The 14849-nt window shown below is 47.3% G+C and carries 14 protein-coding genes and 1 CRISPR repeat array; of the genes, 4 read left to right on the top strand and 10 right to left on the bottom strand.

What is annotated here, in order from left to right:
- Window position 1: 1 nt before the first annotated feature.
- From cas6e to FC34_RS05495, 6 genes are read right to left on the bottom strand one after another with little or no spacing between them, the layout of a single operon-like run.
- Entirely contained in the window at window positions 2–679 is a 678-nt protein-coding gene (gene cas6e / locus FC34_RS05520; protein ID WP_057894397.1) for a type I-E CRISPR-associated protein Cas6/Cse3/CasE, read from the bottom strand.
- A 4-nt stretch (window positions 680–683) separates the two neighbouring features.
- Window positions 684–1403: a type I-E CRISPR-associated protein Cas5/CasD gene (cas5e, locus tag FC34_RS05515; RefSeq protein ID WP_057894396.1), complete on the bottom strand. Its 720-nt coding sequence runs from the start codon at window positions 1401–1403 to the stop codon at window positions 684–686.
- Complete coding sequence (cas7e, locus tag FC34_RS05510) at window positions 1384–2475, bottom strand: type I-E CRISPR-associated protein Cas7/Cse4/CasC (RefSeq protein ID WP_057894395.1); 1092 nt, start codon at window positions 2473–2475, stop codon at window positions 1384–1386. The genes cas5e and cas7e overlap by 20 nt, the downstream gene beginning before the upstream one ends.
- A gap of 20 nt (window positions 2476–2495) precedes the next feature.
- Window positions 2496–3086 carry a type I-E CRISPR-associated protein Cse2/CasB gene (casB, locus tag FC34_RS05505; protein WP_083479260.1) on the bottom strand — a complete coding sequence of 197 codons (591 nt, stop codon included), beginning with the start codon at window positions 3084–3086 and terminating at the stop codon, window positions 2496–2498.
- A gap of 3 nt (window positions 3087–3089) precedes the next feature.
- The gene (locus FC34_RS05500) at window positions 3090–4829 is read right to left on the bottom strand and encodes a type I-E CRISPR-associated protein Cse1/CasA (protein ID WP_235803404.1); all 1740 of its coding nucleotides are present in this window, start codon (window positions 4827–4829) and stop codon (window positions 3090–3092) included.
- Window positions 4807–7557, bottom strand: a complete 2751-nt coding sequence (locus tag FC34_RS05495) for a CRISPR-associated helicase/endonuclease Cas3 (protein ID WP_057894394.1) — start codon at window positions 7555–7557, stop codon at window positions 4807–4809. Before FC34_RS05495 ends, FC34_RS05500 begins: the two co-directional genes overlap by 23 nt.
- Before the next feature lie 314 nt (window positions 7558–7871).
- Here FC34_RS05495 and FC34_RS05490 point away from each other — a divergent pair, with 314 nt between their 5' ends.
- Window positions 7872–8792 (top strand): NAD-dependent epimerase/dehydratase family protein, encoded by a 921-nt coding sequence (locus FC34_RS05490; protein WP_057894393.1) that lies wholly within the window; start codon window positions 7872–7874, stop codon window positions 8790–8792.
- A 37-nt stretch (window positions 8793–8829) separates the two neighbouring features.
- Here the strand turns inward: FC34_RS05490 and FC34_RS05485 are convergent, their stop codons facing one another.
- The 3 genes from FC34_RS05485 to FC34_RS09765 all read right to left on the bottom strand — a co-directional run bounded on the left by FC34_RS05485 (window position 8830) and on the right by FC34_RS09765 (window position 11157).
- On the bottom strand, window positions 8830–9516 hold the full coding sequence (locus tag FC34_RS05485; RefSeq protein WP_057894392.1) for a type 1 glutamine amidotransferase domain-containing protein: 687 nt from the start codon (window positions 9514–9516) through the stop codon (window positions 8830–8832).
- Window positions 9513–9848: an ArsR/SmtB family transcription factor gene (locus tag FC34_RS05480; RefSeq protein WP_057894391.1), complete on the bottom strand. Its 336-nt coding sequence runs from the start codon at window positions 9846–9848 to the stop codon at window positions 9513–9515. Before FC34_RS05480 ends, FC34_RS05485 begins: the two co-directional genes overlap by 4 nt.
- Before the next feature lie 159 nt (window positions 9849–10007).
- Window positions 10008–10828: a CRISPR direct-repeat array (repeat unit 28 nt; unit sequence GGATCACCCCCGTATGCACGGGGAATAC).
- Window positions 10829–10986: 158 nt separating this feature from the next.
- Window positions 10987–11157, bottom strand: a complete 171-nt coding sequence (locus FC34_RS09765) for a hypothetical protein (RefSeq protein WP_169790023.1) — start codon at window positions 11155–11157, stop codon at window positions 10987–10989.
- A 158-nt stretch (window positions 11158–11315) separates the two neighbouring features.
- On the opposite strand from FC34_RS09765, the gene FC34_RS05475 reads away from it, so the two are divergent.
- Together FC34_RS05475 and FC34_RS09555 are read left to right on the top strand one after the other, a co-directional pair.
- Complete coding sequence (locus FC34_RS05475) at window positions 11316–11906, top strand: TetR/AcrR family transcriptional regulator (RefSeq protein ID WP_057894390.1); 591 nt, start codon at window positions 11316–11318, stop codon at window positions 11904–11906.
- Window positions 11899–13239: an NAD(P)H-binding protein gene (locus FC34_RS09555; RefSeq protein ID WP_162259767.1), complete on the top strand. Its 1341-nt coding sequence runs from the start codon at window positions 11899–11901 to the stop codon at window positions 13237–13239. Before FC34_RS05475 ends, FC34_RS09555 begins: the two co-directional genes overlap by 8 nt.
- A gap of 60 nt (window positions 13240–13299) precedes the next feature.
- Here the strand turns inward: FC34_RS09555 and FC34_RS05465 are convergent, their stop codons facing one another.
- Window positions 13300–13932 (bottom strand): NAD(P)H-binding protein, encoded by a 633-nt coding sequence (locus FC34_RS05465; RefSeq protein WP_057894389.1) that lies wholly within the window; start codon window positions 13930–13932, stop codon window positions 13300–13302.
- 155 nt (window positions 13933–14087) lie between these two features.
- Between FC34_RS05465 and FC34_RS05460 the strand changes: the two genes are divergently transcribed.
- A complete protein-coding gene (locus FC34_RS05460) occupies window positions 14088–14849 on the top strand; it encodes a lysophospholipid acyltransferase family protein (protein ID WP_083479256.1) in 762 nt (253 codons plus the stop codon).

Raw genomic sequence — 14849 nt, 5'->3', positions numbered from 1 at the left:
GCTAGTGCTCCGGAATGACAGTCATCAAGCCCATACCAAAGGCCTTCTCACGACCAATCCCTGTCTGTAAAGCATTGAGAAAAACCTCCCGATTGCTGACTCGCAAAAGGCCTTCGTACGCCACTTGGCTCAGCCGAACCGCGTGCTGAGACCGGGATTGGCGGCGATAGAGCGGCTGATACTCGCGGCTGGTGATGTCAAACGCATAGTTGTCCTGACCGTCAATGACTGGCGAATTGGTGTTGGTGACCAACTGAAAGCCGTTTTTCTCGGCTTTTTTAATCAGCCATTGCCGCTGCTGGTCCACAGTCACATGTGGGAAAATCTGAGTCCTGTCGTCTGTATTGGTCACCGCGTATGTCGGATTTGCCACTAGCCGGAACCGCAAAATGTCATCGACCTGAATACGGTCCATGAAGGCATCGTATTGCTTAATCAAGGTCGTCCCAGTCACGCCATAACGCTCTAAGCCTTCACGGCTCGGCATATCGCTGCTTAAGACCAGCAAAAACTGCTTGTTACCGAGTGTGTCAACACGCCACAAGTGTCGATTGCGTTCATGCTTGGCAATTTCAGTTGGGAAACTCTGCTCAACCCAGTTGTGATATGCCCCTAAATGCGTGAGGTCTTTAAGCTTTGCGCGGTTGTGGGTGTCGATTTCTACTCTTGATAGGTACATCCTCTCACCCCTCATCCTGTATGGCCCGCATAATATCATGCGTTGTCGACTGATCAGATTCGTACACCGGATTGTCTAGAGTAATCCAGGTGCTAGCTTCCGCACGAAAGCTGTGCTGCCGCTGTCTAGAGTCAAAAGAAACCACGACATCTTTGACCACTTGACTAGGCCGATTGGGTAATAATGTGGCCTCTGCAACAAGCTGAATCTTGACACTCTGGTTGTTCCGCAAACGGTGCTGATACCAAGATGATGCGGCCCATTGCCGCTGAGTCAAGACTTCCACTGGATTGCCATCAGTAATCGCAATTTGTAGCGGCCCTGCCGGAGCATTCGAGCGCCGGCCTAGGAAAAGCGCAAATTTTGGATGTTTGAGTGCCAATTCGATATCATCGAGCCATTGTGCATCATCACTGCCAATAGCAACCAAATAGACTGCGTCTTGTAGGTAATGACGATATGTGATTTTGGGAGCTTTACCAGCATTCCACTCAACAGTGTGGAAATCTTCAACGATGGTGCCTGGTTGATCGATACGGACTGCAAAAGTTAAGCTATTCAAACGTAAGATTCGCGGATCAGCACGCCGATACCCTAGCGCCGCCGCAATCATTCCCACCACGGCACTCTTTGATGGATAACGTGATGTTGTTCGCCGCGAGAAATTAGCCTCATCCCCGTAGGACTGCAACGGTGCCGCCAGTCTAATCGTTAATGTCTTCATCCTGCACCGCCTTTGCCAAACTGTCTTTGACACTCGCCAGTAGGTCATTAAGATTTGCAGCCGAAGAGACCTCTGTTTGGTTAGTCCAGTCGAAATTGTCAGCGCCTAAAACGACCGTCAAAAGTGGGCGGTCAACGAACTGCTGCGCGGATACATATTCATCATCGAGGCGGTTAATGGATTCGGTCACATAACCGTCACGAGACTTGACCGGTGTTTCAAATGCAGAAACTAAGTTGACCGGGGTATCCTGGCGTACTGAAATCATGACATAGTTTGGCAATGTCCGGTTGGCAAACGTGTTTTGCTTCCCTGTCGGCATGGAAAGCAGGAATTGTTTGATGAACTCGACTGCGCCATCAATCGTCAGATCGGTGTCGCCCAAGTTGTGAACCAACTCACTGATGTTAATGTTGGCGTAGCGATATAGTGTTGACGAGTTGAATTCAATCGTCCCAATCATGGCTGACCCGCTTTGATCTTCACCTTGTTCATCGTCAACGGCAGTAAAGTAATCAAATTCGGGCACAATTTCGTGGGTGGACAACGCGTGCGCGACTTGGGCTGAAGCATCCACGTTGAGTTCAGGATTGTCAGCGACCATGCGCCCAAACAGTGCCAAGTCGAGTGATTGATCATTCTTGAAAACTTTCTGTAATTCTTTGCTATCCAATGAGTCATTGTCCGTGGCGAATTGGGCAATTTTTTCAATTTGGCCTGGGCTTACAAACATCAACGCCTTGGTCTTGTTGTCCTTATCAAGTTTCACCTTTGCTGCCGCAAAAACGTCAGTCGCCTTTTGTGCTGCGGCCTCTGCATCCAATGAAGAATCAACCTCGAGTAATTTATCAACCAAGAGTTTAAATGTATCTTTCGTCAACGAAGCCGTTGGCACTGCATCAGCGTGAAAGCCTGTACGAATAGCCCGCTTCCAACTTTGAGAAGATACCCGTGACCGCGTTACACCCCCATATAATGCTGTCTTTGGAGCACCGGTATCATCGCGGTTCAGATTAGACGCAGGAACAGTTTGCAAAACGTTCAAATCGAGATAGATATTTTGGTTTGTCATTGATAAGACTTCCTTTCAGATTAAGAAACTTTCGTTACAGCAAAGAATTGTTGGCCCCAGCGTAACCGCACTTGGTTAGCTGATTCATAGCTCATTTGAAAACTGTAGAGATCTCCTGCTAACTGTGCGAAATCAATTGGTTGGCGAGTCCCTTTCACGATTTCCACAAGATGGGTCAGTTCATTGACCACTCGGTTCACATTGCCAACGGCCAATAGCGGCTGAATCCGGCGATCCAATCTGGTTCTGTCAGACTCGTTGCGGCGCATCTGGGCCAAAACTTGAAATAAGGTGTAGCCTTGTGGTTCTGATGCCTTCGCTGCTCGTGCATAAGCAAACTGGCTCTGGCCTTGTTGACTAATGGCAAACAAGCGCAAAGCCGCATAAATGGCAGTCTCGGCATACGTTGGTTTTCCTGTATGACTTAACATTTCTGGACGCATTTCGGCCATCATCACTGGCCAGACTGCTTGAGCCCGTACATCGGTAATTGACATTGCGCCGCGGACGCTCGCCAAAGTTGCCTTATCGGGTGCTCCAAAATTATATAAATCGTTGATGATTCTCTCAGTGACTTGCTGTACTTCAAATGAATTCACTTTATTTGCCACAAACTAATCCCCCTTTTTCGATAAATCCAAATGCTGATTTAGGAACCGCATAAATCGGTTATATTCGGTGAAGATATTCTCAACGTTTCCATCAGAGACACCAGTAATTTCCCGGGGCGTGCTGTTATCGAATTGCGCTTTTGCTAAATCAAGCGCGATCTGATGCAACTGTTTCCGCCAATCCCAGATGCGACTGTCAACATCGTCGTCAATGGTCAAACTAGCAAGCCACTGCAGGAATGGTTCATTTAGTTGGTCATAAAACTGAGCCACAGCCTTCTCCGTTTCTCGGGGTTCTTTCCGATTTTTTAAGTCTGCGATATTACTAATAAAGTGTCGGTAATCGTCCCCTACTTTCTGAGTTTGATCAACGACTTCTTCAATTCGTTGAGCCCAATTATCCATTTCGCGATCATCGAGAAAAACTGCAGCATCAATTCGCATTTCGTCTGCTAGCTCTGCCGCAGGCATTTGTGAAGTCGCATTGTCGTCGCGAATCAGTGTAGCAGATGCCAACGTAAGCTGGTTGTCCCCCAGACTGTCACTTTCTTCTCTTAGATAGCGCAGCCAACTGACAATTCCTGGTTCTCGTTGCTGGCTGGCTTCTTGCTGGCTCTGGCTGATACGGACATAACTCCCAAAATTACGCCACATGGCTCGATTCATATTCCGCAAGCCCTTAATGGCCGGCCGAAAATGCTCAGTCTTTTTATCATAACGCCAAGTGGTCATCGGCTCGATAAACATATCTTCATCCGAAAATTGGGGAATTGAAGCACTAAAAATAATTGGATAGTCTGACTCATCCCACTCAACGTGAATCAACCGGGACCATGTCGTGTACAGCTCGGCTAAATTATCTGGCCGATGCAGACTTTTTCGCGTTTCCAAGTAATCATTCAGACTTGAAACCTCCCAAACTGGTTGTTGGGGGTGATAGACATCTTCCGCATCACTATCAGGATTCAATAAGACTAGGTTTAGCATCAATGTTTCAAACAAATTCTTACCAATGGCATAAATTGGATTAAGACTATATAACCAGCCAAGCGGCGCCGAGAACTTATCAGTCGCGACAATCTTTGTCTTATCAGTCACTCCAGTGAAATTCTGATAAGTGATTAGCCAACGACTTAACTCCGGCAGAGTTAAATTATCTTTGGTTGCGCCAGATCGGGGTGAGAACAGTGCAACTGAATTCCCGCTTTCAGAAATTCGGCGGTTAATTTGCTTGATACCCACAGTTCCTTTAGGGTTATCCAGCGAAATCTTTTTATCATCTGGCACAGCAGCATCATATCCGGCCGTCGTGGCTTGATAAAATGGCTGGTCGCCAAACAAGTCAAATCGAGGTTGATAAGTTGTTAGGTAATCTTGCACAACGTCTGAGAACTGCTGCGCCTGATGTAAATCGTCCCAAGTGGTTAGCAGTTCAGTCGCCGCATCTTCAGCATAAATGCCTTGATCAACATCTGGCGTGGCAATCATCGTGTCAGGCTGGATTGTCAACCAGTCATACGGTTCCCCGTTGGCATTGAAACGTGAATATACTGTCGTCAGGATTGCCAAGAGTAATCTGAGAATCGCCAAGTCTTGGGCCTGCATTTCACCCGCTAATTGTCGATAATGTTGCGCGTTTTGAAATAGCGTCGACAACGACACGGTGACTTCTTGATTTGACTGATTATCAATCACATTGATCCACGGGTCAGTCACTAAATTAAAGCTCGTTGGTTTCGTCAATTGTATCCTCCTTTGCATATTGCAGTCCGGTTACCCCCGAATATTGTAATTGCCACTGGCCAAGAGTGGCCTGTTGCTGTGCATCGAGCGTCAGCACAAGCGCTCCTTTTAACCACACGTTAGTCTCCCACTGAGAATATTGTTTGCGAGTGGCTCTTTCCAATTCATCAATTGCGCGATCAATATTTGGCGTGACTGCATTGGGTAGCCGAATCGTTTGCTGGGCAATTTCTTGAGCACTAACTTGCGAAATGGCTCGGCCATCTAACAAAAACTTCTCTCCATTTACCTGCTTTAATAAGACAACTTCGATGCTCTCTTGAATGTCACGAACTGCAGCAGCAGCCTTTTGATCGTTTGTATTAACATCCATTGGTAACCGCTGAAGCCAACGATGAATTGAACTACCCAATTTAAGCTTGGGCTGATGAATCTGAAAAACCTGAGCCCGGGATTCTTTCTCTTCTTGAAGTGCATCGAAGTCTGCCCGTAACCGGTCAATTCCGACAATCTCTGTATCGGTCTCCTCCGTGTACACTGCTTGGACTAAAGGCGAAATATCTGCCGGTAGGCGAATTCGCTTCGGTAAGAAGTAATCTGTTTTTGCCAACAGATACTTGCTATAAATGGCTTCATTCCCATCTCCATAGCCGTCATCTGCCACGCCCAAAATAAAAGTCTTCGGTGTTTGCAATTGTTGCGGACGATCAATCTTGTGCCGGTGTAATCGGCCAATACGCTGCAGAATCAAATCCATCGGTGCAATGTCGGTGTACAATACATCGAAATCAATATCTAATGACTGTTCCAGCACCTGTGTACCGATAATTATCATCTGGTCAGGCCGTTTACCGTGTTTGCCAATCAAGTCCAATAGTTCGGATTCCCGGGCACTTCGGTCTGGCGCCAAAAAAGCAGAATGCAGCACGAGTCGATTAACATCATCAGGAATCAGCGCCGCCAGTTCCTGAGCGCGTTTCACTGTATTAACAATGACACCTGCAATCCCACCATCAGCAATCTCAGCTACGATGTGCTGCACGAGCGCTTCGTCATCAGCCTGTAGGTATTCAATTTGAACCTCAGATCCATTGGTCAATTGTCCAAAGTCTGTTTCTTGAACTAGCTCCATCCCGTCTAACAGACTCAATAATGGGTAGGCTTGCGTCGTTTCCCAGTCTGGAACCTGTGATTGGATTTTTGCCCTTGCGCCATACTTACCTAGTAGATAGGACGTCAGCATTTGTTGGCGCTTAGCGACCGGGAGCGTTGCTGATAATATAATCACCGGAACGTGATAGGCACCCAACCACTCAAGCGCCTTATACAAATACTTATTCATATAGCTGTCAAACCCATGCGCTTCATCAATGACAACGACCTTGCCGCTAAAGCCCAGATGCCGTAAGAAAAGATGTTTCTGTTTTAGCCCCATCAGCAACAGATTATCAATCGTGCCAACTGTGAACTCAGTCAGAATTGACTTCTTTCCGGAGAACCAGGCATTCACCGTGACAGCACCGTCTTGCTCATCATCAACGTTTTGAGCACGGGGTAATTGTGTGTAATCTTGATTAAACTGAGCCTTCCCATGCATCAGCCGGATATTATATTGTTCGTGATTCTCCGCTGCGATTTTCGCTAACCACGCTTCAGCCCGGCTGAACATCGCATTCGTCGTGGCCTGGGTTGGCAAGCCAATGAAGACGCCGTTGCGTCCTGTCTGATAGGCCAATTGTTCGACAGCTAGCAAGGCAATTTCAGTTTTTCCAATTCCCATTGGTGCTTCAACAATGACCACACCCGGATCACTGGCTTTGGCAATCGCCTGAGTCATCTTTGCTTGGACTGGCCGGACATCAAAACCCCAGCGCTGCTTATATGGATCGGCCTGTAGGTCAACCTTTGTTGGATTCCAATTATCTTCTAACGTCCAATTGGTCATAGCCGACTGAAAACGCGTCTTTGCCTCAATGTCCTCAATCGTCTCGTTAAGACTAATTAGCGGAAACAGCGGTTTCTCTGGGTCATCATTCAGAAACTCACTTGATGCCAACCAATCAGCCATGATGAGCAACCCCTCAAGTAGAACAGCTTGAGGCTGGGTCACTTCGGGAATTTCGTCCACACTTGCGTAGCCCGCTTCACTGAGTGTCCAGGCAAAGAGACTGCTTTGAATACTTTCCCAAAGAGCCTTGCTTTGTGGATCCCGAGTATTCCCAAAATAATTGCTCGCGTGGACGTTCAGATCTCGCTTAACAGATTTAGAATCGCCCGGCTTTCCGTGATGACCACCAATAATCGCTCGGATTGATTCTGGAACGCCAAAGTAATCGAGGATTGCTTCACCAGCCAATGCGTGAGGAGAATCTCGCCTTGAGGCTAAATTTAAATCCGCAATTCCCTGAAAGCCATTGCGAATCAGTTCCTCCATGATTTCGTCATCCAACCCCTTATCGTGCCGATATGAAGGTTGGGTTTGGAATGCCGCGGAGCCCTTCCCGATATCATGGGAAGCGCCCAAAAATCTAACTAATTGGTGGGCAGCCTCATCCGATAAATCACCAGCAATCGCCTTCCGCTGTCCATCTGACAGCCAGATGTTATACAGATACTCAATGACATTCTTGGCATCGGTCAGATGCGTAATTAATGGCAGCCACTGATAGACGCCATCTTGAACATTCTTTTTAGCCCACAATGCATTGATTTCTCTAGTGTTCAACACTTCTACCACCCATCTCAATCTCGCACGCTGAGGTCCAGCCTGACGAGATACAGTTAAACATTCAGAACAATAATTATTACAACGTGTCCTCCCCCACACTTACTCTATCATTGTAATGCAAACGCTATTATGGCAACAGCAAAATTTTCTTTTGCCTATTAGCTGGATAAATTATCTAATTTCAAATGGGCAAACTTATAGATGCTGTCTTCTTTTCCCTCGCGGGAAAGCACGGTTCGCATCCTTGACAAGCAGCACCAAAAGTCGTTTAATGGTTTAAAAATATAAACCATTAATCCAAAGGAGTTTTACAATTGCAGACTATTCTCGGAAGTAACGGCCAGATTGGTCAAGAGCTCGCTAATGCCCTGTATCAAAATTATACCCAGGAAATTCGATTAGTGAGTCGTAAACCACAAAAATTACACGAAACAGATGAAGTCATCCCAGCTGATTTACTCGACTATGATCAAGCTAATCACGCGATTGCTGGTAGTGACATTGTTTATTTCACAGTCGGCCTGCCGATGAACTCGGACATGTGGGAGGCCCAATTTCCAACTATCTTGGCCAACGTGATTAAAGCAGTTGAAGCCAACAATAGTAAACTGGTTTTCTTCGATAACACCTATATGTATCCCAAAGATGCGACGCCCCAGACAGAGTCCACACCCTTCAAGCCGGTCGGTCGCAAGGCGACTGTGCGGGCGCAAATGGCCCAGACTATTCTGGAGGAAATGGCATCTGGCCGCCTGACCGCTGTCATTTGTCGCGCGCCCGAGTTTTACGGGCCTGGGAAAACCCAAAGCATTACCAACACCATGTTGATTAAGAATCTCAAAGCAGGCAAACGCGGCTTTGTCCCACTAAGCAAAAACAAACGGCGCAGCCTCATCTGGACCCCGGACGCGAGTCGCGCGATGGCTTTGATCGGTAATACACCCGACGTCTACAACCAGACCTGGCATTTGCCAACAGATACGCCAATCACCTATCGCGATTTTATTGGACTGATTGATACAGTCACGCAAACCACGCACCAAGTCAGCGCGATTCCAATGTTAGTGTTTCGCCTAGCGCGACCATTTAATCAGCGCATACAAGAACTTTTCGAATTGTTGCCACGGTATGGCGAAGACAATATCTTCGTCAGCGACAAATTCAAAAGCCGCTTTCCTGAGTTCAAGGTTACCTCATTTGAAGCTGGCATCACCGAGATCTTCAAGACAAAATAAAACGTGGTTCTGCTCCCAGGGAGTAGAACCACGTTTTTTATTTGGCTTCATTGAGATTCTTCAGTAACAGTTTTGCTACTGAACGGGCTGAAAATGGATTCTGGCCGGTAATCAAATGGCCGTCTTGAACGGCATAGTCTTTGTACGCCCGCACTTGCTTGAAGTTCGCACCGCGCTTCTCAGCTTCAACTTTGTTATAAAAAGGCACAACCGTTTGCTTGCCAGCTAGGATTTCCTCAGCTTTCGTGAAGCCGGTCAGCGTTTTACCAGCAATGTAATAAGAGCCATCTTGATTTTTGAGATTTAACAACCCGGCAACCCCGTGGCAGACGGAGGTCACAAAGCCGTTGTTAGCTTCAATGCGCATCGCAATCTTTTGCAAGTCAGGATCATCTGGGAAATCCCACATCACCCCGTGCCCGCCAGCGTAGTAGATGGCAGAATAGTCATCGGGGTTCACTTCTGCTGGGCTCAGCGTTTTGACAAGTGCGCGCTGTTGAAAATCTGGGGTTTCATACAACTTCATGATTGAGGGATCAACATACTTCATACTGCGTGGATCCAGCGGGACGAAACCGCCTTTGGGACTGACATAGTCGACGCCAATACCCTCTTTTTGCATTTCATCGACAAATTCAGCAGTTTCCCCCAGCCATAATCCGGTGGGGTCATCAGTATTGCCATAGTGCGTTACGTTTGTTTCGACAACGAGAACTTTTTTCATGATCGATTACTTCTCTCTATTATTTGAACGACATCTGCCAATAGTGTTTGTAGTTTCGTAATTTCCCGCAGGTCATGTGACAGGCGGTAATAATTGCGGGTCCCCTCTGTTCGGTATTCAACCAGATGGGCGTCACGCAAAATTTTGAGATGATGAGACACTGCTGGCCGTGACAGGCCGAGCAGCTCAGTTAAATCGGTCACTTGCATTTCTTCGTGCCCGATATCATTGATGAGCGCAACGATAATCGCTTGTCGCTTCGTATCCCCTAGCGCCGACAAGAAGTCGCTGACGCCAGTGAACTCCTGTTCTAAATGCTGAAAATCAGCCATGAATTTCTCCTTTGGTTTAATTATTTAAACCATTAAAACACCTTTTTTGGAATGTGTCAACTGGTGTGCCTCACCCCAGCGACTTGGCGCTGGGCAATAAAAAAGCCCCGTATACACGGGGAATACACAATGGACCGCGCCACTGCCGAGGAGGTGCAAGGATCACCCCCATATGCACGGGGAATACTCCGTGTAGTCGGCGGCATAAAAATACGCCCCAGGATCACCCCCGTATGCACGGGGAATACGACTACATCAAGACCACAGGTATCAAATCCAAGGGATCACCCCCGTATGCACAGGGAATACAGATAGGAAATGACCTGGTTACCTAATCGCTTGGGATCACCCCCGTATGCACGGGGAATACTCAAGGTAACGTTCAAAGTTCTTGTTGAAGTCGGGATCACCCCCGTATGCACGGGGAATACAAGGCTTCAACTGAATCAATCATGGCTTGAATGGGATCACCCCCGTATGCACGGGGAATACTTGCCGACAAAGCCACCGTCCCTTTGATGGATAGGATCACCCCCGTATGCACGGGGAATACCGCCCAAGACTGACGCCGAAAAACCAAAGTCAAGGATCACCCCCGTATGCACGGGGAATACAGGCTCTGCATTTTCCGTTTATTGAAGTCATAGGGATCACCCCCGTATGCACGGGGAATACCCATTGATTATTCAGGGAGTCATTGCTATTACGGGATCACCCCCGTATGCACGGGGAATACACGATTGTTACGCCCTTATGTGTCGCGTCATTGGGATCACCCCCGTATGCACGGGGAATACTCCAAAACCTTGTTCAACAAAATATCCATGTCAGGATCACCCCCGTATGCACGGGGAATACCGCTATGGCGCAAAATTTCTTCAATAGTTGTTGGGATCACCCCCGTATGCACGGGGAATACTCAAGCACAATATTGCCATGCTTTTCGATTGTAGGATCACCCCCGTATGCACGGGGAATACACTAAAAGAATCCCGTCAGACCGCCATTCACTTATTTACAATATAGCATTTTTCATGACTTGCGTCGCATTAAGATTTCGCAATTCATGCCAATAACCCGAAGCGAACAACCACTCAAAAACACCTAGTCGGTCGTAACCACCGAACTAGGTGTCTCCTTATTGATTAAACAAGCTGATTTCGTCTGCCTTGAAGTAAACTTGTTGTGTTGCCCCAATACGGACCAGATATTGATCGCGCTTGGCATCATAGAAAACCACAACGCCTGTCACACCTTGCCACGGCTTTTGTGGCAACTGCACGACGTCTCCAACTTTGAATGTTTGCATTGAGCTCCCTCCTTTACCATCACAATCAATATAGTCAGAGATTTTAGAAATATCAATCATGACGGCCCAAACGATTTTGCTTGCATTTAGTTTAAATCAGACTATACTCATCATAATTGATTGATTAATCAATTAAAATCTCAAAAAGAAGGTCTTTTATGCGGCCACAAGATGACGAAAAGCGCCAACGCATTCTTGACAGCACAAGTGAAATTATCATGAGCCAAGGCGTGGCAGCGGTCTCGCTGAGCAAAATCGCTAAAGCTGCGGGAATAGCCTCTGGTACCCTGTACACGTATTTCGCGGACAAAGATGATATGTTGCGGTCCCTGTATTTGGACCGGAAGCAACGACTTGCAAAAGCTATCACAACGATTGATGTTGAAGGGAATCCGAAACAAGAACTCAGCCGCTTTCTCGATTTGGTTTACGCCTATGGGCAAGAGCATCTGGATGACTTGTTGCTCATTCGCGAATTCGGCCAAACCGCAATCCTGCGACAACTGGCCATCCCGCAATCCGAAGCCATGCGTGGTTTCGAGTCACTAGAAGTTTTTGTTAACCACGGCATCGCCCAGCATGCCTTTTTTGCTACCGACTATCAAGCATTGCTGAACTATGCCTATGCGCCAGTCGTTGAGTATTTGATCGACTTACAAAATGGGGCCTACACCAGCGCTGACGTCCCTTTTGAACAAATTAAACAATTATCACTGCGAGCAATTTTATTGGAGGAAGATCATGACTAATGTCATTCTCATCGGCGCTAACGGCGCCACCATGCGGGTTTTAACAGATCAATTAAAAGACAATTTCGATGTGCATTTGACCCTCTTTTTGCGAAACGCGAGTCGAATCGATACGCGCAATATTAAAGCACCGGTCTCAATCTTTGAAGGCGATGCAACTTCTCAAACTGACTTAGATGATACTTTCGTCGATCAAGATATTGTTGTCGTTGGCCTTGGCGGGCCACTCGCGTCATTTGTCGAGCCCATTGTTTCGGCGATGCACAAAAATCACGTGTCTCGACTCATCTTTATTCTTGGTCTGGGAATTTATGATGAAGTCCCTGGTAAATTCGGCGAATGGAATGCCTCGTTTGGCTTGACCGACTTTAAGGAAGCGGCTCGCTTGATTGAAACTTCTGATATCAACTACACCATCCTGCGGCCAGCGTGGATGTCTAATCGGCCCGAAATTAATTACGAGACCACCGTTAAAGGTGAGACCTTCCGCGGCACCGTCATCACCCGAGCAAGTATCGCGGACTACATCATTAAGTTAATCAATCAACCAGATTTGGCCAACCGCGGCTCAATTGGTCTGTCTGAACCTGGGACCGACGGCGATTCACCTTATCCTTTTATGCAAGAAGGCATGAACATGCACACATTAAATGAACAGATTAATCAACTGACTGAACTCATTAACAGCCATCATCACATTGTCGCCCTCACCGGGGCCGGCATTTCAACGTCCGCGGGAATTAATGATCTTATGCACACTTCCCACGCGACCAGCGCTCTGATTTCCTCAAAAGCCAACCTCAAAGCACGCCCAGAAGAGTTCTATCAGGCCATGCACAAAAATTTTCTCGGCCCCATCTTCCAAAACGGGCCGACGATTGCCCACAAAGCGCTAGCCAAGTTGGAACAAACAGGACATCTCGATGCTGTGGTGACAACTAATGTTGACTACCTGCACGAGTTGGCCGGCAACAACAAGGTGGCAGATATTTGGTATAGTTTCAACGACAACCACTGCATCGAGAATGGGCACCAGTATGACATCAATACCTTGAATCAAGGCGGTGTACCTTACTGCCCTGTCGACGGAAGTCTAATTTCGCCCGGTCCAACCTATCATCATATCGGAACTTCGCAAAACGCGATTCAAAACGCCATGCAGTGGATGGATCAAGCCGATATGGTGTTGGTCATTGGCTCAAATGGTTATTATGACCGCGTCAATACACAGGTACCATTGGTTCAAATCAACCCTGCTGCAACTGAATTTGACCGCCAAGCCACGCTCAATATTCATGCAACAGCTGACGAAGTTTTGAAGAATTTCGCCTAACCATGTAAAAAAAGAGATTGTGACACCCGTACTGGGTCCTCACAATCTCTTTTTTGGGTCTTAACCTTGACTAATGGCAATGGAATCATTCTGGTACTGAGTGTCATCAAGAATTAATTGGCTGATGAAATGCGCCACGGTCTTGCGCGAAATTGGCTGGGCGCTTGGGCGAATTCGGTCATTGCGGCCATCAACAACAACGTTCTCGAGCACATCGGCGTTAGTGAGCGCATTGGGCCGAATAATGGTGGCATTAATGTCAGCCGCTTGATCGATGTAGTCAGCACCGACCCGTTCATCCCCGAAATACGAACTCGGGTCATCATAAGCCCCGAAAATTTGGGTGGCCCGAGCCAAGCCCTCATCAGTTGACTCTTCACCATAAATGCCAGCTGTCGCGACCCAGATGAGTCGTTTGACGCCGGCGTTATTCATCGCCTGGGTTACAACCTTAGCCATTTCGGCCATGCGATCAGGCCCAAGGTTGGAATACACTAAGTCTTGGCCTTTCATGGCTGCCGTCAGCTCGTCGACGTTCAGGGCGTCTCCTTGAACAATTGTTGCTGGTTCTTTACTACCAATCAACTTCTGGGGGCTTCGAACAAACAGGGTCAAATTGACTTTGTCTTTCAACTCATCAGTTACCATCTGTGCAATTTGGCCACTGGCCCCTAAAATTAAGACGTTTTTCATCATAATCTCCTATTCATTGTTTGTAATTCTGTCTAGTATACGCGTCTTTAACGGCTTTTCAACAATCCCAGTAGACATTGCTTCATTAATAAGGGTCACAAATATTGTAATTAATGCTAAACTTCTAAGAGGCTGAGGATGAAGGGAGGGGTAAAATGCGGCCCAAAGCGCAAAAGACGATGTTCTACCATCAACTCACTGACGACATCGTCATCACTAAACACCAAGACTATCAATTACCTCCCGATTACCGCTACCAGCGATCAGCTACCTTCAATGCGGCTAGTCACCTGCTACAAAGCTTAGTTAAATGCGCTGCGACACCCATTTGTCGCTGGATTTTCCATACTAAGATTGAAAACAAGTCAGTGCTCGCGCCGTTCCGTGGCCAAGGCATGTATATCTATGGCAACCACACGTCGCCAGTCGGCGATGTCTTCGTGCCATTTTGGCTAACCAAGCGGCCGCGTGTCTTGATCGCACCGGTGAATCTTAAGCTGCCGATCATCGGTTCACTGTTGCCGTTGGGCGGCGTCATTCCTATTCCAGGAAATCTCCATCAATATCGGCCGTTCCTGAAAGCTGTGACGGGTACAATCACAAATCAGCAAGCTTTATTTATCTATCCAGAAGCACATGTTTGGCCCTATGCCACGACCATTCGACCTTTTGCCACAGGAGCATTCCGCTATCCCATTGAAACACCGGCCCCAGTTTTTTGTATGACAACCACTTATCAGCATTCACGTTGGCATCGGCGACCGCGGGCGACAATTTATGTGGATGGCCCGTTCTACCCTGACGAGTCCTTACCACCAAAAGCGCGGCAGCGAGCCTTGCAAACGACGATTCACGACTGCATGGTTCAACGCAGCCAAAACAATACATATGAATACATTCACTACCAACAAATCTAA

Origin of the sequence: Lacticaseibacillus brantae DSM 23927 (assembly GCF_001436115.1) — a bacterium.
Classification (GTDB): Bacteria; Bacillota; Bacilli; order Lactobacillales; family Lactobacillaceae; genus Lacticaseibacillus; species Lacticaseibacillus brantae.
This window is presented reverse-complemented; position numbering and strand designations above follow the sequence as displayed.